The sequence below is a fragment of the Amycolatopsis vastitatis genome, from assembly GCF_002234595.1.
GTDB lineage: Bacteria > Actinomycetota > Actinomycetes > Mycobacteriales > Pseudonocardiaceae > Amycolatopsis > Amycolatopsis vastitatis.
The window spans coordinates 149,538-165,829 of sequence record NZ_NMUL01000045.1; the positions used below are offsets into that span (position 1 = coordinate 149,538).

Below are 16,292 nucleotides of genomic sequence, written 5' to 3' on the forward strand. Positions count from 1 at the left end.
ACGTCGGGCTGGTGCAGTGGGTTTCCTCCCTTCCGACGCACGTGGCCGTGCGCCTCCGCGAAACCCGGAAAGGTCGCCCATGGCAGGCTCGCCGCTCAGCGCACTCGATGTCGCTTTCCTTTGCCTGGAAAGCGAAACCTCTCCGATGCACATGGGGGCGGTGGTCACCTTCACCGCCCGCGGCCCGGTCGATCCCGCCGCGTTGACCGCGTTGCTCGCCGAACGTGCCGCCCGCCTGCCGAAGCTGCGCCAGCGGGCGCGGGCCGAGCTGTTCCCGCCGGGCTCGGCGAGCTGGGCCGAGGACCCGGAGTTCGTCGCGGCCGACCACATCGAGCACGTGCGGTTGAGCTCGCTGTACGAGCCGGACCCGCTCACGGCCTACGCGTCGCGGTGGATCGCCGAGCCGCTCGACACGTCCCGGCCGTTGTGGCAGCTGACCCTGGTCACCGGGCTGCCGGACGGGAAGTTCGCGCTGCTGCTGAAACTGCACCACGCGCTCACCGACGGCGCGGGGGCGTACGCGGTCGCCGCCGGCCTGCTCGACGGCGTCAAGCTGCCGGAACGGATCTCCCCGTCCCGGCCGATCCCCGCCCCTCGCTCCACTTTGGACACGGTGAAGGACGCGCTGGGCACGGTGTGGGGCCAGGCGAACGAGGCCGCCGGGATCGCGTCGTCGGTGGTGCGCGCCGCGCGTCCGCCGCTCTCCCCGGTGTCGGCGCCGCCGTCCGCCGAGCGGCGGCTCGGGTTCGTGCGGCTGCCGCTGACCGAACTGCGCCAGGTGCGCCGGACGCACGGCGGCACGACGAACGACGTCGTCCTGGCGGTGCTGGCCGGCGCGCTGCGCGAGTGGCTGGTGAACCGCGGGCAGCGCGCCGACGGCCGCACCCTGCGCGCGCTGATCCCGGTGAGCGTGCGCGGCCGGGCGGGCGATCAGCTCGGCGGCAACAAGCTGTCGGGTTACCTGTGCGACCTGCCGGTCGGCGAGGACGACCCGGTCGAGCGGCTCCGGCTGGTCCGCCGGGCGATGACCCGCAACAAGGCGGCGGGCCCGGCCCGCGGCGCGGGGGCGTTGCCGCTGCTCGCCGGCCGCGTCCCGCCCCTGCTGCACCGGCTGGGCACGCGCACCGCGGGCCTCGCCGCGCCGATGCTGTTCGACCTGGTGATCACCACGGTCCCGGTGCCCCCGGCCCGGCTGTCGATCGGCGGCGCCCGGCTGGCGGAGATCTACCCGTTCGTGCCGCTGGCCCCGCGCCACGCGGTCGGCATCGCGGTCGCCCCGTACCGCGACTCCGTCCACATCGGACTCCAGGCCAACGGCGAAGCGGTCCCGGACGTCGGCTCGCTGCGGGACGCGGTCCTCAAGTCGGTGGCCCGCCTGGTGGACGCCTCCTGACGGGCCTCGTCAGAAGGTGACGCCCGCCGGTCCGACCACCTCCAGGAACGCCAGCGCCTCGGCCCCGGGGGAGCCGGGCGGCGCCGTGTAGAGCACGAGGTTCTGGTCGCGGTCGGGCAGGGCGAGGGAGTCGCAGTCGACGGTCACCTCCCCCACTGCCGGGTGCCGGAAGGTCTTCGTGAGCACCGGCGTCGCCTGCACGTCGTGCCGCTCCCACAGCCGGGCGAAGTCGGCGCTGCCCGCGCGCAGTTCTTCGACGAGCCCGCGCACCGCCGGGTCGGCGGGGTAACGGGCCAGTGCGGTGCGGAGGTCCATGACGACGCTGAGCCGGAACTCGGCGGCGTCGGAGATCCCGTACGGCGGCTCGGCCGGCCCGAGGAACGCCTTGCGGGCGAGGTTGCGCCCCTCGGGAGAGGCCTCGGCGAAGTCCTCCATGAGCGCTGCCGCCAGGTCGTTCCAGGCCAGCACCTCGAACGTGGCGGAGATGACGAAGGCGGCCGTCTGCGGCAGCCGCTGCAGCAGCGCCAGGATGCTGGGGCGCACGTCACGGCGGTGCAGGCCGCTCCGGATCGGCGCGGTGCCCGCCACGACGTGCAGGTGCTCGGACTCCGCGTCGGTCAGCCGCAGCGCACCGGCGATCCCGGCCAGGACCTCGCCCGACGGACGCGGCGCCCGGCCCTGCTCGAGGCGGACGTAGTACTCGGTGGAGATGTGCGCGAGCACCGCCACCTCCTCGCGGCGCAGGCCCGGCGTTCTCCGGCGCGGCCCGGCGGGCAGGCCGACGTCCTGCGGCCGCAGCCGCTCACGACGGCTGCGGAGGAACGCCCCGAGCTCCTGTTTGTCCATACCTCCAGTATGCGACGCCTGCCGGTCCCGATCCTGGTACGGATGATGCCTGTCTCCCGGCCGCGGACCGGGGCAGCGTCGAAGGCATGACGAACACCAGCGAATTCCGCCCGATCGGCCTGCTCACCGGCAAGGTCGTGCTCATCACCGGCGCCAGCCGCGGCATCGGCGCGGCCGCGGCCCGGCTCTTCGCCGCCGAGGGCGCCGCCGTCGTGCTCGCCGCCCGCACCAGCGACGCTCTCCAGCGGATCGTCGCCGAGATCCGCGCCAACGGCGGCGTCGCCGACGCCGTCACCCTGGACCTCGCCGACCGCGAGAGCATCCGCGCGGCGGTCGACCGCGTCGAGGAGCTGCACGGACGGCTGGACGGCGCGTTCAACAACGGCGCGGCCATTCAACAGCCCGGCCCGCTCGACGCCACCACCGACGAGGACATCGACCAGCAGTTCGCCGTGAACTTCCGCGCGCACTGGACCGCCATGACCGCCGAAGCCGCACTCATGCGACGCCACGGCGGCGGGGCGATCGTCAACACCTCCAGCATCGGCAGCCGCCGCGCCAACCCCGCCCTGCCCGCCTACGGCGCCATGAAGCGCGCGCTGAACAGCATCACCGAGACCGCCGCCGTGACCTGGGGCCCGCAAGGGATCCGGGTGAACGGCATCACCCCCGGCGGCACCGCCACGGAAATGATCGACACGTGGGAAGCGGCGTCCCCCGGGATCGTCGAGCAGATCAACGCCTCGATCCCGCTCGGCCGCATGGCCGAGCCCCGCGAGGTCGCCGAGGCGGCGGCCTGGCTGCTCAGCGACCGCGCGTCCATGGTGACCGGCGCGATCGTGCCGGTCGACGGCGGCGCCGGGGCGTGAACCGGCCTCAGCCGCGGAGCATCTCCGCGACCAGGAACGCCAGCTCCAGCGACTGCTGCGTGTTCAGCCGCGGGTCGCAGGCCGTCTCGTAGCGGCCCGACAGGTCGACGTCGGAGATCTCCTGGGCGCCGCCCAGGCACTCCGTGACGTCCTCGCCCGTCAGCTCCACGTGGATGCCGCCCGGGTAGGTGCCCAGCTTGTTGTGCACCTCGAAGAAGCCCTGGACCTCGTCGACGATGCGGTCGAAGTGGCGGGTCTTGTACCCGGTGGACGACTCGTGGGTGTTGCCGTGCATCGGGTCGCACTGCCAGATGACCTTGTGCCCGGACGCCTCGACCTTCTCGACGATGGCCGGCAGCACCTCGCGGACCTTGCCGTTGCCCATGCGCGCGATGAGGGTCAGGCGGCCCGGTTCGTGGCGCGGGTCGAGCCGCTCGACGTACTCCAGCGCCTGGTCGGGCGTGGTCGTCGGGCCGATCTTCAACCCGATCGGGTTGGCCAGCAGCTCGGCGAACGCGATGTGCGCGCCGTCCAGCTGGCGGGTGCGCTCGCCGACCCAGAGGAAGTGCGACGAGAGGTTGTACAGCTTCGGGTTGGCGGCGTCGGCGTTGTCCAGGCGCAGCATCGAACGCTCGTAGTCGAGCAGCAGCGCCTCGTGGCTGGCGAAGATCTCGGTCGACTGCAGCGACGTGTCGGTGACGCCGCACGCCGACATGAACCGCAGGCCGCGGTCGATCTCGTTGGCCAGCGACTCGAAGCGCTGCGCGGCCGGCGAAGCCGACACGAAGTCCTTGTTCCAGTCGTGCACCTGGTGCAGGTCGGCCATGCCGGCCGCGGTGAGCGCGCGGACCAGGTTCATCGCCGCGCCCGCGTTCGCGTAGGCGCGGATCATCCGGCCGGGGTCCGGCACGCGCAGCTCGGGCTTCGGGACCAGCGAGTTGATGATGTCGCCGCGGTACACCTGCAGGCCCAGCGCGTCCGTCGCGGCCGAACGCGGCTTCGCGTACTGGCCGGCGATGCGGCCGACCTTGACCACCGGGAGGCTCGCGCCGTAGGTCAGCACGACCGCCATCTGCAGGAGCGTGCGCAGGTTGGCGCGGATGTGCGGCTCGGTGTTGGACTCGAACGTCTCCGCGCAGTCGCCGCCCTGGAGGAGGAACGCCTCGCCGCGGGCGACCATCGCCAGCCGGCTCTTCAGCCGGTCGATCTCGGCCGGGACGGTGATCGGCGGCACGCTCTCCAGCACGCCGCGGACCCGGCGGGTCGCGTCGGGGTCGGGCCACTCCGGCTGCTGCGCGGCCGGGAGGGCCAGCGCCTTGTCGAGCCGCTCGCGCAGCACGGGCGGGAGCGGCGGCAGCTCGGGCAGCGTGTCGACGGGGACGTCCACAGTCCAGTTCACACAGACCAGGATAAGGTTCGCCCCGTGCTCCGCTTCGCCCGGTTGGCCACCGAGGTCCTGGCTCCCTGGGTGTGGGTCCTCACACTGCCCCTCGCCGTCTCCTGGTCCGCCACCGGACACCGCCCGCTCCCCGCGCTGGGCTGGGGACTGCTGATCGCCGTCACCGGCTCGCTGCTCCCGATGGCCCTCATCGTCCACGGCGCGAAACGGGGCAAATGGGACGGCCATCACGTGACGAACCGGGCGGGGCGCCGCGTCCCGCTGCTGTTCGCCGGGGTGTCGCTCGGCCTGGGCTTCGCCGGGCTGCTGGCCGGAGGTGCGCCCGCGCCGCTGGTCGCGCTGGCCGCGTCGATGCTGGCCAGCCTCGTGGTCGCGGTCGCGATCACGTTCGGGGCGAAGTTCAAGATCTCGCTGCACGCCGCGGTCGCCTCGGCCGCCGTGGTGGTGCTGACGCTGACGTACGGGCCGTGGGCGCTGCTGCTCGCCTTGCCGGTCGTCTGGGTGGCGTGGTCGCGCGTGCGGCTGCGCGACCACACCACCCCGGAGGTGCTGGCCGGGCTGCTGATGGGCGTCGTCGTCGGCGGCGGCGGCTACTGGGCGCTGCTCACCGCCTTGAGCTGAGGCCGCTCAGCAGGGCCGGCCGGCGGCGAACGTCGCGAACACGTTGGTCCGCGAGAACGGCGGGATCCGCACCATGGCGCCGGCGTACTTCGGCTGGGTGTACAGGCACCAGGTGTCCTGGCTGCCGTTCTGTTCGGCGAACGCGGTGAACGGCGGCGTGATCGACGGCGTCGGGACGGCCAGGCAGATCGAAGTGCCGTCCGTGCCGAGCAACCGCAGGCTTTCCGGGATGCAGACCGGGTTCCCTCCGGACGCGGACGCCGTCGGCGCGGTCAGCAGAATCGCAGCCAGCGCGGACACGGCGAAGAACACGATTCTTTTCATGATTCTTTCCCCTTTTCCCCCGAGGGGGAAAGCCCCCCTCACCGACCAGGTTGACAGGACCCGTCGGCCGCCGGGAAGACCCCGTCACGCAAATAGCGCAGCACCACTTCGTTGCCGCAAGCGTTTTCCCGCGTGAAGACGCCGTGCCCGCCGGCGTCGACGGTCACCATCCGCGCGCGGGCCCCGAACGCCTCCAGCGTTTCCCGCGCGCCCGAAAGCGGGGTCGTCGGATCGCGCAGGTTCTGCACCAGCAGGACGTTCGCCGGGCCGGGGCCGCCGACGCGCACCGGCGGCTCCGCGCGCTCGACCGGCCAGAACGCGCACGGGTTCACGTTCGCCGTGGCCGGGCCGAACATCGGGCGCTTCGCCCGTTCGCGTTCGACCGCGTGCTGGTAGTAGCCGATCCGCTCGGGCCAGTTCGAGTCGTTGCAGATCACCTGCAGCTGCAGCGCGGCGCGGTTGTCGCCGTCGAGCGGCCCGGCCGCGGTGCGCGAGGTCCCCGCCCATTCCCGGGCCAGTGCCGGGAAGAACGCGTCGTCGTAGAGCCCGTTCCACGTGTCGGACCGGAACTCCGGCCCGCGGACGGCGGCGAGCTCGAAGAACTTCGCCGTCACCGCCGCCGGGGTCCGTCCCAGGTGGTAGACGTCGTCTCGCTCGGCCGCCCACGCGGCGAAGTCCGGGAAGCGGTCGTCGAACCCTTCGGCGAAGCGCTGGTTGGCGCGGACGTCGAGGCCACCGGGCCCGAGGACGCTGTCGAGCACGATCCGGTCGCCCCGGCCAGGGAACATCGACGCGTAGGCGGCGCCGAGGTAGCTGCCGTACGAGACGCCGTAGTAGGAGATCTTCTTCTCCCCCAGCGCTTCCCGGATCCGGTCGAGGTCACGGGCGGTGTTCGCGGTCGTCATGTGCGGCAGCAGGTCCTTTGTGGACGCGTTTCCGCACTTCTCCGCCACGGCCCGCGCCTTCGCGGCGGTCGCGGCGACGTCGGCAGGCCCGTTCGCGTACGGACCGAGCACGGCGCCGCGCTCCTCCGAAGTCGTCATGCCGCACGTCACCGGCGTGCTGTAGGTGGTGCCACGCGGGTCGAACCCGATGACGTCGTAGGCGTCCGGCAGGCCGGAATCACCCATGCGCTGCACCAGCTGGGCGGGCATGGCGAGCCCGGGGCTGCCCGGCCCGCCGGGGTTCATCAGCAGCACACCCCTTCTCTTGCCGGGGGTGGCGGCGTGGCGGGAGATCGTCAGTTCGATGGTGCGCCCGGGGTGCGCGTAGTCGAGCGGCACGCGCAGGGTGGCGCATTCGAGCCCGGCCGTCGGCGACGGCGACATGCCGTAGTCCGGGCACGGGGTCGTCCACTGCAGTCTCGGGGCCGCCTCCGCCGGGGGCGCGGCGAGCAGCGGCAGGAAAGCCAGCGCGATCAGGGTTTTTCGCATGCCCCGAGCCTGCCCCGGGCCGCGCGCGCGGACGTCAGCCCAGGGGCCGGAACCACGGCTCCTCCCCTGGGCTGACGAACCTCACGCGGCTTGCGCGCGGTTGTACAGGTTCTGCGCGTCGGTGCCGAAGTACGGCCCGAACATGTAACCCGGCAGGAAGTTGTAGCCGAAGCTGTTCACCGAGGCCTGCACGCCGGCGCCGGTGCCCTCGTTGAACGACAGGAACCACGGCCCGCCGCTGGAGCCACCGGTCATGTTGCAGCTCATGCCGTGGTCCTGGGTCAGCAGGAAGTCGGTGAACGTGGTGCCGCTGCAGTAGATCAGCTTCGTACCGTCGTAGGGCGACGCGGCCGGGTAGCCGAAGGTGTACATGTTCTGGTTCTTCGGCTGGTTGAACGCGATGCCCTGGGCGCCGACGACGTCGGTGAGCCGCTGGGAGTTCAGTGGGTTGACGACGGCCATGCCGACGTCGTAGTTGATGTCCTCACTGGCTTCCCACTGCGGCGTGGTGAGGGTGGTCTTCGCCGTCCACTGGCCGTAGGGCGCGTTGCCGTTGTTGTAGCCGGGCACGAACACCCACTGCGTGTGCCAGGTGCCCTGGTACTTCACGCAGTGCCCCGCGGTGACGACCACGCTGCCGTTGGTGCTGGTGACGGCGTCGCCGGAGCAGGACGCCTTCTGGCCGTTGAAGAGGAAGAACACGCGCCCGGCGGTCTGGGTGACCTTGCCGCCGCCGGTCCAGGGCCCACCGCCGTTCGGGATGCTCCGGATGATCGCGCTCTGCCCGCGCGCGACGTCCTTCGGGGTGAAGGCCGGGGCTTTGACGAGCGAGTCCATCGGAACGGCCGCCCGCATGGCATCGGGCGTCCAGAAGGGTTTCGGCGCGGCCTGGGCGGGCGTTCCGACCAGGGCGAACGCGAGGGAGAGGACGGCGGTGACCACCGCGGCCCGGAGTTTCGTGTGCTTCAAGACGCCCCACCTTCCGCAGAAGTGAATCGTCGCAAAGGCGACACAGCCACTCGAAAGTAATTGCCTCGCCACAGAGCGCACACCGCTGTTCGGCCGGATCCGCGGCCACCGTTCGACGTAAGCGCCGAGGCGTGTAACCCCCTGGCGTATCCCTCCGGAAAGCGGTTTCCCGACGATCATCCGATGGGAGCGGAAGGTGACAGGATTTTCGCGAAATCTGTTCGTCATGATCAACTGCGTTCTGGTGTTCTCCCTGGGATCCGGCATGGCGTCCGCGCAGGCGAGCGCGGCACTGTCCTGGACCGCTCAGCAAAGCATCAGCGGCTCCGGCACCAGCGCGGAGCCCGCGCTGACCCCGTTCGGCAAGCGGCTCTACGCCCTGTGGAAGGGCACGGGCACCGACACCGGTCTCTACTGGTCCTCCACCGACGGGACGACCTGGGCCGGTCAGCAGAAGATGCCCAACGCCGGCAGCAGCGAAGGCCCCGGCCTGGCCGCGTTGAACGGAACGCTGTACGCCATGTGGAAGGGCAGCCAGAACGACCCGGCGATCTACTGGGCTTCCTCCGGCGACGGCTCCACCTGGAGCAGCCAGCAGCTGCTCGGCAACCGCGGCACCAGTGCCCAGCCGGCCCTGGCCGCGTACAAGGGGCGGCTCTACGCCATGTGGAAGGGCACCGGACTCGACCCCGGCCTCTACTGGTCCTCCAGCGATGGGAAGACCTGGACCGATCAGCAGGAGATCCTCAACATCGGCACCAGCGAAGGCCCCTCCTTGGCGGTGCTCGGGGACCGGCTCTACGCGCTGTGGAAGGGCAGCCACAGCGACCCCGCCCTGTACTGGGCTTCCACCGACGGAACGAGCTGGACCCCTCAGCAGAAGATCGTCAACACCGGCACCAGTGCGGGGCCCGCGCTGGCCGCGTTCGGCACGCAGCTCTACGCCCTGTGGAAAGGCACCGGAACCGACACCGCCCTGTACTGGTCCTCGAGTGACGGGACGACCTGGGCCGCTCAGCGGCAGATGAGCAACACTGGCAGCAGCAGGGGCCCCGCTCTGTCGGCCTTCGACGACCGGCTGTACGCCCTGTGGAAGGGCAGTGGCAGCGATCCCGGCCTCTACTGGGCCTCCGGCAGCTGACGGCGAAGGCCCCCTCACCAGTGGCGAGGGGGCCTTCGACGGGTCGGATCAGACGACGGCGAGCGGGAGGGCCGTCGGGTGGACCGGGGCCGGGAGGTCCGATGCGCCGGTCAGGAACGCGTCGACCGAGTGGGCCACCGAGCGGCCTTCCGCGATCGCCCAAACCACCAGCGAAGCCCCACGGTGGGCGTCGCCGCAGACGAACACGCCCGGCGTCTCCGTCTGCCAGTCCGCGCCGCACGAGAGCGTGCCGCGGCGGGTCAACGACAGGCCGAGCTCGGAAAGCAGCGGCATCTCCTCGACGCCTTCGAAGCCGATCGCCAGCAGGACCAGGTCCGCCGGGAGCGTCTCGATCTCGTCGTTGACCGGGATCACCTCGCGGCGGCCGGTCGCCGGGTCCTTCTGCACCTTGACCTGCTGCAGTTCGACCGCCTTGACGCGGCCGTTCCCGTCGCCCACGAACCGCTTGACCGCCACGGCGAACTTCCGCTCGCCCGCCTCCTCGTGCGCCGGGTAGGTGCGCAGGATGTAGGGCCAGGTCGGCCACGGCGACCGCTCGTCGTCCCGGGTGGACGGCGGCATCGGGTACTGGTCGAGCTGCGTCACCGACAGCGCGCCCTGGCGGGTGGCGGTGCCGTAGGAGTCCGCGCCGGTGTCGCCGCCGCCGATGATGACGACGTGCTTGCCCTTCGCGTCGACCGACGGCGGGCCGTCGCCCTCGACGAACTTGTTGGCCGGCACCAGGTGCTCCATCGCCAGGTGGACGCCGGCCAGCTCGCGGCCCGGCGTCGTCGTGTCGTCGCGGCCGCGCAGCGCGCCGACCGCGAGCACGACGGCGTCGTACTGCGCGCGCAGGTCCTCCACCGTGAGGTCGACGCCGACCTCGCAGCCGGTGACGAACCGGGTGCCTTCCTTGCGCAGCTGCGCCAGGCGCCGGTCGAGGACCTTCTTCTCCATCTTGAACTCGGGGATGCCGTAGCGCAGCAGCCCGCCGAGCCGGTCGTCGCGTTCGAAGACGGTGACCTCGTGGCCGGCGCGGGTCAGCTGCTGGGCGGCGGCCAGGCCGGCCGGGCCGGACCCGACCACGGCGACCCGCCGTCCACTGGACACTTCGGACACCTGCGGCTGGACGTAACCCGCTTCCCAGGACTGGTCGGCGATCGTCTGCTCGACGCGCTTGATCGACACCGGCCCGCCCGAGGCCGGCGAGATCGACAGCACGCAGCCCGCCTCGCACGGCGCCGGGCACAGCTTCCCGGTGAACTCGGGGAAGTTGTTGGTGGCGTGCAGCCGGTCGCTCGCCGCGGCCCAGTCGCCGCGGCGGACCAGGTCGTTCCACTCCGGGATCAGGTTGCCCAGCGGGCAGCCGGAACCACCGGAGTGGCAGAACGGGATGCCGCAGTCCATGCAGCGCGACGCCTGCTTGCGCACCTGTCCGTTGCGCTCGGCCGGGTCGACGTCCGCGTAGACCTCGCCCCAGGTGGCGAGCCGCTCCTCTTTGGACTTCTTCTTCGGCTCTTCGCGTTCGTACTTCAGGAAACCGGTCGGGTCAGCCACGAGCGGCCTCCATGATCGCCTCGTCGACATCGCGGCCGGCGGCGCGCGCCGCCTTCGCCGCGTCCAGAACCCGCTGGTAGTCGCGCGGCATCACCTTCGCGAACGCCACCGAGCGGCGTGGCCAGTCGCCGAGCAGCGACGCGGCCACCGCGGAGCGGGTGAGATCGTAGTGCTGTTGCACGGTTTTCTTGAGCCACGCCAGGTCGTCGGCGGTCGGCCGCAGGAGGTCCACCATTTCCTGGTTGACCTTCTTCGCGTCGACGTCGAGGACGAAGGCGATGCCGCCGGACATGCCGGCCGCCAGGTTCCGCCCGGTCGGGCCGAGCACCACCGCGCGGCCGCCGGTCATGTATTCGAAGGCGTGGTCGCCGACGCCCTCGGCGACGACCGTGGCGCCGGAGTTGCGGACGCAGAAGCGTTCGCCGACCTGCCCGCGCAGGAAGATCTCGCCGCCGGTGGCGCCGTAGGCGATCGTGTTGCCCGCGATCGTCTGCGCTTCGGCCGCGAAGGTCGCCTCCGGGTCGGGGCGGACGACGATCCGGCCGCCGGAGAGGCCCTTGCCGACGTAGTCGTTCGCGTCGCCGACCATGTCGAGGGTGATGCCACGCGGCAGGAACGCGCCGAGCGACTGGCCCGCCGACCCGGTGAGGGTCACGTGGATGGTGCCCTCGGGCAGGCCTTCCCCGCCGTAGCGGCGGGTGATCTCCGAGCCGAGCAGCGTGCCGACGGTCCGGTTGACGTTGCGCACCGGCAGCTCGATGTTCACCTGGTGCGCGTCTTCCAGCGCCGCTTCGGCGAGCTGGATGAGCGTGCGGTCCAGGGCGTGCTCGAGGCCGTGGTCCTGGCCGCGGGTGCGCCGCTTCGCGCCGCCGTACGGGGTCTCCGTCGGCATCTCGAAGATCGGCGCCAGGTCCAGGCCGGACGCCTTCCAGTGGTCGACGGCCTCGTCGGTGTCCAGCAGCTCGGCGTGGCCGATGGCCTCGTCGAGCGTGCGGAAGCCCAGCGCGGCAAGGGTTTCCCGGACCTCTTCGGCGACGAACTTGAAGAAGTTGACGACGTGCTCGACCTGGCCGGTGTAGCGCTTGCGCAGCTCGGGGCTCTGCGTGGCGACGCCGACCGGGCAGGTGTCGAGGTGGCAGACGCGCATCATGATGCAGCCCGCGACGACGAGCGGTGCCGTCGCGAAGCCGTACTCCTCGGCACCGAGCAGCGCCGCGATGACGACGTCGCGCCCGGTCTTCATGGCGCCGTCCACCTGCACGGTGATCCGGTCGCGCAACCCGTTGAGCAGCAACGTCTGCTGGGTCTCGGCGAGGCCGATCTCCCACGGCGTGCCCGCGTGCTTGAGCGAGTTCATCGGGGACGCGCCGGTGCCGCCGTCGTGCCCCGAGATGAGCACGACGTCCGCGTGCGCCTTGGACACACCCGCCGCGACCGTGCCGACGCCGAGCGAGGACACCAGCTTCACGTGGATGCGGGCGTGCTCGTTGGCGTTCTTGAGGTCGTGGATCAGCTGGGCCAGGTCCTCGATGGAGTAGATGTCGTGGTGCGGCGGCGGGGAAATGAGCCCCACACCCGGCGTCGAGTGCCGGGTCCGCGCGATCCACGGGTACACCTTGTTCGGCGGCAGCTGGCCGCCTTCGCCGGGCTTCGCGCCCTGCGCCATCTTGATCTGGATGTCGTCGGCGTTGACCAGGTATTCGCTGGTCACGCCGAACCGTCCACTCGCGACCTGCTTGATCGCGCTGCGGCGCTCGGGGTCGTAGAGCCGCTCGGGGTCCTCGCCGCCCTCGCCGGTGTTGGAGCGGCCGCCGATGCGGTTCATCGCGATGGCCAGGGTTTCGTGCGCCTCGGCCGAAATCGAGCCGTACGACATCGCCCCGGTGTTGAAGCGCTTGAAGATCGCTTCGGCGGGCTCGACCTCGTCGATCGGGACCGGCTCGCGGACGCCATCCTTGAACGAGAACAGCCCGCGCAGCGTGCCGCCTTCGCGGTAGAGGCGGTGCACCTCGTCGGTGTACTTGCGGTAGACCTCGTCACGGCCGGTCTTGGACGCGTGCTGCAGCAGGAACACCGTCTCCGGCGTGAACAGGTGCAGCTCGCCCTCGCGGCGGTAGGCGTACTCGCCGCCCGTGTCGAGTCCACGGTGGACGCGCTCGGTCGGGTTGTCCGGGTAGGCGCGGCGGTGGCGTGTCGCGACCTCTTCGGCGAGCACCTCGAGGCCGACGCCGCCGAGCTTCGACGACGTCCCGGTGAAGTACTCGTCCAGCAGGTCCTGGCTCAGGCCGAGGGATTCGAAGACCTGGGCGGCGGTGTACGCGCCGACCGTCGAGATGCCCATCTTGGACATGATCTTCAGGACGCCCTTGACCAGTGCGTACACGTAGTTGCGGATCGCCTTGGCGGGCTCGATGCCGGTGACCGCGCCCTGCCCGATCATGTCTTCGATGGTTTCGAAGGCCAGGTACGGGTTGACCGCGGCGGCGCCGTAGCCGAGCAGCAGCGCGATGTGGTGGACCTCGCGCGCGTCGCCGGATTCCACGACCAGCGCGACGCGCAGGCGTTCCTTGGTGCGGACGAGGTGGTGGTGCACCGCGGAAACCAGCAGCAGCGACGGGATCGGCGCCATCCGGTGGTCGGAGTCCCGGTCGGACAGCACGAGTGTGCGCGCGCCGGCCGCGATCGCCTCGGACGCCTCGCGCCGGACGCGTTCGACGGCGCTCGCGAGCGCTTCGGCACCGCCGTCCACTTCGTACAGTCCGGAAAGGACGCTGCAGGCGAAGCCGGGGAGGTCGCCGTCGTCGTTGATGTGGATGAGCTTGGCCAGCTCGTCGTTGTCGATGACCGGGTACGGCAGCTTCAGGTGGCGGCAGGACGCCGGTCCCGGAGCCAGGAGGTTGCGCTCCGGCCCCATGATCCGCGCCATGCAGGTGACGAGCTCCTCGCGGATCGCGTCCAGCGGCGGGTTCGTCACCTGGGCGAAGTTCTGCTTGAAGTAGTCGTAGAGCAGCCGGGACCGCTTCGACAGCACCGCGGGCGGGGTGTCGGTGCCCATCGAGCCGATCGGCTCGGCGCCCTTCTCGGCCATCGGCGCGAGCAGGATCTTCAGCTCTTCTTCGGTGTAGCCGAAGGAAAGCTGGCGCCGCAGCACGGAGTCGTGGCTCTGCACGACGTGGTCGCGGTCGGGCAGCTCGGCGATCTTCAGCAGGCCCGCGTGCAGCCACGAGTCGTAGGGCGATTCGGCGGCCAGCGCGGACTTGACCTCTTCGTCGTCCACGATCCGGCCGGCCTCGGTGTCGACCAGGAACATCTTGCCGGGCTTGAGGCGGCCCTTGGCGACGACGTCCTTCGGGGCCACGTCGAGCACGCCGGCTTCACTGGCGAGCACGACGCGGCCGTCGGCGGTCTGCCACCAGCGGGCCGGGCGCAGGCCGTTGCGGTCGAGGACCGCCCCGACCAGGCTGCCGTCGGTGAAGGTGACGCAGGCCGGGCCGTCCCACGGTTCCATCAGGCTGGCGTGGAACTGGTAGAAGGCGCGGCGCTCGGGCTTCATGGTGGCGTGGTTCTCCCACGCCTCCGGGATCATCATCAGCACCGCGTGCGGCAGCGACCGGCCGCCCAGGTGCAGCAGCTCGAGCACCTCGTCGAAGGACGCCGAGTCCGACGCGTCCGGCGAGCAGATCGGGAACAACCGCGAAAGGTCGCCGGGGATGACGTCGGATTCGAGCAGCGCCTCGCGGGCCCGCATGCGGTTGCGGTTGCCGCGGATGGTGTTGATCTCGCCGTTGTGGGCCACGAACCGGAACGGGTGGGCCAGCGGCCACGACGGGAAGGTGTTGGTGGAGAAGCGGGAGTGCACCAGCGCGATGGCGCTTTCCAGGCGCTCGTCGCGCAGGTCGGAGAAGAACGCGGGGAGCTGCTCCGGCGTCACCATGCCCTTGTAGACGATCGTCCGCGAGGACAGGGACGGGAAGTACGTGCCGCAGCCGGCGTTCGCGCTCTCGTTCTCGACGCGCTTGCGCAGGCAGAAGGCGAGGCGGTCCAGCGCCAAGCCGGACTTTCCGTCGGCGCCGACGAAGAGCATGGCGAAGTGCGGCATGACCGAGCGGGCGGTCGGGCCGAGGTCGGCGCGGTCGGCGTCGACGGGAACCTCGCGCCAGCCGAGGACCTCGAGTCCTTCTTCGACGGCGATGCGTTCGGTGAGCCCGACGGCCTTGCGGCGCTGCTCGGCGTCTTCGGGCAGGAAAGCGATACCGGCGGCGTAGGTGTGGTGGCCGTGCTCGTCGGGTTCGGGCAGCGCGAAACCGGCTTCGGCGCGCAGCAGCGCATCGGGCAGCTGCAGCAGGATGCCGGCACCGTCGCCGCTGGTGGGCTCGGCGCCGGCGGCGCCGCGATGGTCCAGGTTGGTCAGCGCGGCCAGGCCGTCGGTGACGATGCCGTGGGAGCGGCGCCCGCGGATGTCGGCCACCATGGCCACACCGCAGGAGTCCTGTTCGGTCTCCGGATCGTAGAGACCCTGCTTGCCGGGAATGGCGGAGAAGATCATGAAGGGACCTCCTTCGTCGTCTTGTCGTGCGGGGCCGGGCTACCGGCCGGGGAGCGCACGGGACGACGATGGCCCGCTTCGTTAGCGCGACTTTAACACCTGGGAAACACGGCAGCAGCACTCCAGAGCGCCCCGGACGGCGGCGGACGGTAACGATCTGGCTGCGCGGAACGACGTAGTTCCTGATGGGTTCCCGGTAGTTCGTTCCGCTAAGTATACGGCCCGGAAACTCCAGTCAAGTCCAACGTGACGTGATCGGCGGAGTGTGTCCCCGGTCACTAGAACGTGTTACATTTCGCCGCATGATCCTCGATCGGTTCAAGCTCACCGACCAGGTCGCGGTCGTCACCGGCGCCGGACGCGGAATCGGCGCCGCCACCGCCGTGGCGCTCGCCGAAGCGGGCGCCGACGTGGTCATCGCCTCCCGCACCGAGTCCCAGCTCAAGGAAGTCGCCGCGCGAGTTTCCGACGCGGGCCGCCGAGCCTTCCCGGTGCCCGTCGACCTCTCGTCGCCGGATGCGGCGGCGGCGCTGGCCGCGACGGCGGTGTCGGAGTTCGGCCGCCTCGACCTGGTGGTCAACAACGTCGGCGGCACGTACCCGCGGCCGTTGCTGGAGTCGACGGTGGACTTCATGGAGGAAGCATTCCGCTTCAACGTGGCGACAGCCCACGCGCTGACGGTGGCGGCGGCGCCGTCCCTCGTGGAGACGGGCGGCTCGGTGGTCAACATCTCGTCGGTGATGGGCCGGGTGTCGGGCCGCGGCTTCGCGGCCTACGGAACGGCAAAGGCCGCCTTGGCGCACTACACGCGCCTCGCGGCGGCGGACCTGGCCCCGAAGGTGCGGGTGAACGCGATCTCGGTGGGTTCGGTGGCGACGTCGGCCCTGGAGATCGTGGTCGGCAACCCGGAGCTGAAGGCGAAGATGGAGTCGGCGACCCCGCTGAAGCGGATCGGCGAAGCGGAGCACATCGCGGCGACGGTGGTGTTCCTGGCGTCCCCGGCCGGCGGCTACATCACGGGCAAGATCCTCGAGGTCGACGGCGGCCTGCAGGCCCCGAACCTGGAGCTGGGCCTCCCCGACCTGGGCTGACAGACACCGAAACTGTCGGTCCCGCCCGGTAGCGTGGAAACCGGGGGCGGCGCCCAAGCCCCCGGCCCTGTTGACCGGTGGCCAGCGCCCCAATGTGGCGTTC

The 16,292-nt window shown here is 71.1% G+C and carries 12 protein-coding genes; 5 read left to right on the forward strand and 7 right to left on the reverse strand.

The features are described from left to right. The first annotated feature begins 79 nt into the window (after positions 1 to 79). Positions 80 to 1,393 (forward strand): wax ester/triacylglycerol synthase family O-acyltransferase, encoded by a 1,314-nt coding sequence (locus CF165_RS38020; RefSeq protein ID WP_093952433.1) that lies wholly within the window; start codon positions 80 to 82, stop codon positions 1,391 to 1,393. 9 nt (positions 1,394 to 1,402) lie between these two features. Here CF165_RS38020 and CF165_RS38025 read toward each other — a convergent pair whose 3' ends face one another. Continuing rightward, positions 1,403 to 2,239 (reverse strand): helix-turn-helix transcriptional regulator, encoded by an 837-nt coding sequence (locus CF165_RS38025; protein ID WP_093952434.1) that lies wholly within the window; start codon positions 2,237 to 2,239, stop codon positions 1,403 to 1,405. Between the two features lie 86 nt (positions 2,240 to 2,325). Between CF165_RS38025 and CF165_RS38030 the strand changes: the two genes are divergently transcribed. Continuing rightward, positions 2,326 to 3,108, forward strand: a complete 783-nt coding sequence (locus CF165_RS38030) for an SDR family NAD(P)-dependent oxidoreductase (RefSeq protein ID WP_093952435.1) — start codon at positions 2,326 to 2,328, stop codon at positions 3,106 to 3,108. Positions 3,109 to 3,115: 7 nt separating this feature from the next. On the opposite strand, the gene CF165_RS38035 is transcribed toward CF165_RS38030, so the two are convergent. Next, on the reverse strand, positions 3,116 to 4,519 hold the full coding sequence (locus tag CF165_RS38035) for a class II 3-deoxy-7-phosphoheptulonate synthase (RefSeq protein ID WP_167441695.1): 1,404 nt from the start codon (positions 4,517 to 4,519) through the stop codon (positions 3,116 to 3,118). Positions 4,520 to 4,531: 12 nt separating this feature from the next. On the opposite strand from CF165_RS38035, the gene CF165_RS38040 reads away from it, so the two are divergent. Then, complete coding sequence (locus CF165_RS38040) at positions 4,532 to 5,128, forward strand: hypothetical protein (protein WP_093952436.1); 597 nt, start codon at positions 4,532 to 4,534, stop codon at positions 5,126 to 5,128. Positions 5,129 to 5,134: 6 nt separating this feature from the next. Here the strand turns inward: CF165_RS38040 and CF165_RS38045 are convergent, their stop codons facing one another. The 3 genes from CF165_RS38045 to CF165_RS38055 form a co-directional block, all read right to left on the reverse strand. Beyond that, positions 5,135 to 5,452 carry a hypothetical protein gene (locus CF165_RS38045; protein WP_143268737.1) on the reverse strand — a complete coding sequence of 106 codons (318 nt, stop codon included), beginning with the start codon at positions 5,450 to 5,452 and terminating at the stop codon, positions 5,135 to 5,137. Positions 5,453 to 5,490: 38 nt separating this feature from the next. Further along, complete coding sequence (locus tag CF165_RS38050; protein WP_093952438.1) at positions 5,491 to 6,885, reverse strand: alpha/beta hydrolase; 1,395 nt, start codon at positions 6,883 to 6,885, stop codon at positions 5,491 to 5,493. A gap of 81 nt (positions 6,886 to 6,966) precedes the next feature. Further along, entirely contained in the window at positions 6,967 to 7,854 is an 888-nt protein-coding gene (locus tag CF165_RS38055) for a trypsin-like serine peptidase (protein WP_093952439.1), read from the reverse strand. A gap of 226 nt (positions 7,855 to 8,080) precedes the next feature. Here CF165_RS38055 and CF165_RS38060 point away from each other — a divergent pair, with 226 nt between their 5' ends. Beyond that, positions 8,081 to 8,995, forward strand: coding sequence for a glycoside hydrolase (locus tag CF165_RS38060; protein WP_093952440.1), 915 nt, complete (start codon positions 8,081 to 8,083; stop codon positions 8,993 to 8,995). Between the two features lie 48 nt (positions 8,996 to 9,043). Here CF165_RS38060 and CF165_RS38065 read toward each other — a convergent pair whose 3' ends face one another. Then, positions 9,044 to 10,552 (reverse strand): glutamate synthase subunit beta, encoded by a 1,509-nt coding sequence (locus tag CF165_RS38065; RefSeq protein ID WP_093952441.1) that lies wholly within the window; start codon positions 10,550 to 10,552, stop codon positions 9,044 to 9,046. Further along, positions 10,545 to 15,098: a glutamate synthase large subunit gene (gene gltB / locus CF165_RS38070; protein WP_093952442.1), complete on the reverse strand. Its 4,554-nt coding sequence runs from the start codon at positions 15,096 to 15,098 to the stop codon at positions 10,545 to 10,547. The genes CF165_RS38065 and gltB overlap by 8 nt, the downstream gene beginning before the upstream one ends. A 302-nt stretch (positions 15,099 to 15,400) precedes the next feature. Here gltB and CF165_RS38075 point away from each other — a divergent pair, with 302 nt between their 5' ends. Beyond that, on the forward strand, positions 15,401 to 16,189 hold the full coding sequence (locus tag CF165_RS38075) for an SDR family oxidoreductase (RefSeq protein ID WP_093952443.1): 789 nt from the start codon (positions 15,401 to 15,403) through the stop codon (positions 16,187 to 16,189). Positions 16,190 to 16,292: the final 103 nt, after the last annotated feature.

What these genes read in the sequence shown, in the direction of transcription:
- gltB (WP_093952442.1), bottom strand. Translation starts at nt 15,098, where the DNA reads ATGATCTTCTCCGCCATTCCCGGCAAGCAGGGTCTCTACGATCCGGAG.
- CF165_RS38025 (WP_093952434.1), bottom strand. Translation starts at nt 2,239, where the DNA reads ATGGACAAACAGGAGCTCGGGGCGTTCCTCCGCAGCCGTCGTGAGCGG.
- CF165_RS38020 (WP_093952433.1), top strand. Translation starts at nt 80, where the DNA reads ATGGCAGGCTCGCCGCTCAGCGCACTCGATGTCGCTTTCCTTTGCCTG.
- CF165_RS38050 (WP_093952438.1), bottom strand. Translation starts at nt 6,885, where the DNA reads ATGCGAAAAACCCTGATCGCGCTGGCTTTCCTGCCGCTGCTCGCCGCG.
- CF165_RS38075 (WP_093952443.1), top strand. Translation starts at nt 15,401, where the DNA reads ATGATCCTCGATCGGTTCAAGCTCACCGACCAGGTCGCGGTCGTCACC.
- CF165_RS38060 (WP_093952440.1), top strand. Translation starts at nt 8,081, where the DNA reads ATGATCAACTGCGTTCTGGTGTTCTCCCTGGGATCCGGCATGGCGTCC.
- CF165_RS38030 (WP_093952435.1), top strand. Translation starts at nt 2,326, where the DNA reads ATGACGAACACCAGCGAATTCCGCCCGATCGGCCTGCTCACCGGCAAG.
- CF165_RS38045 (WP_143268737.1), bottom strand. Translation starts at nt 5,452, where the DNA reads ATGAAAAGAATCGTGTTCTTCGCCGTGTCCGCGCTGGCTGCGATTCTG.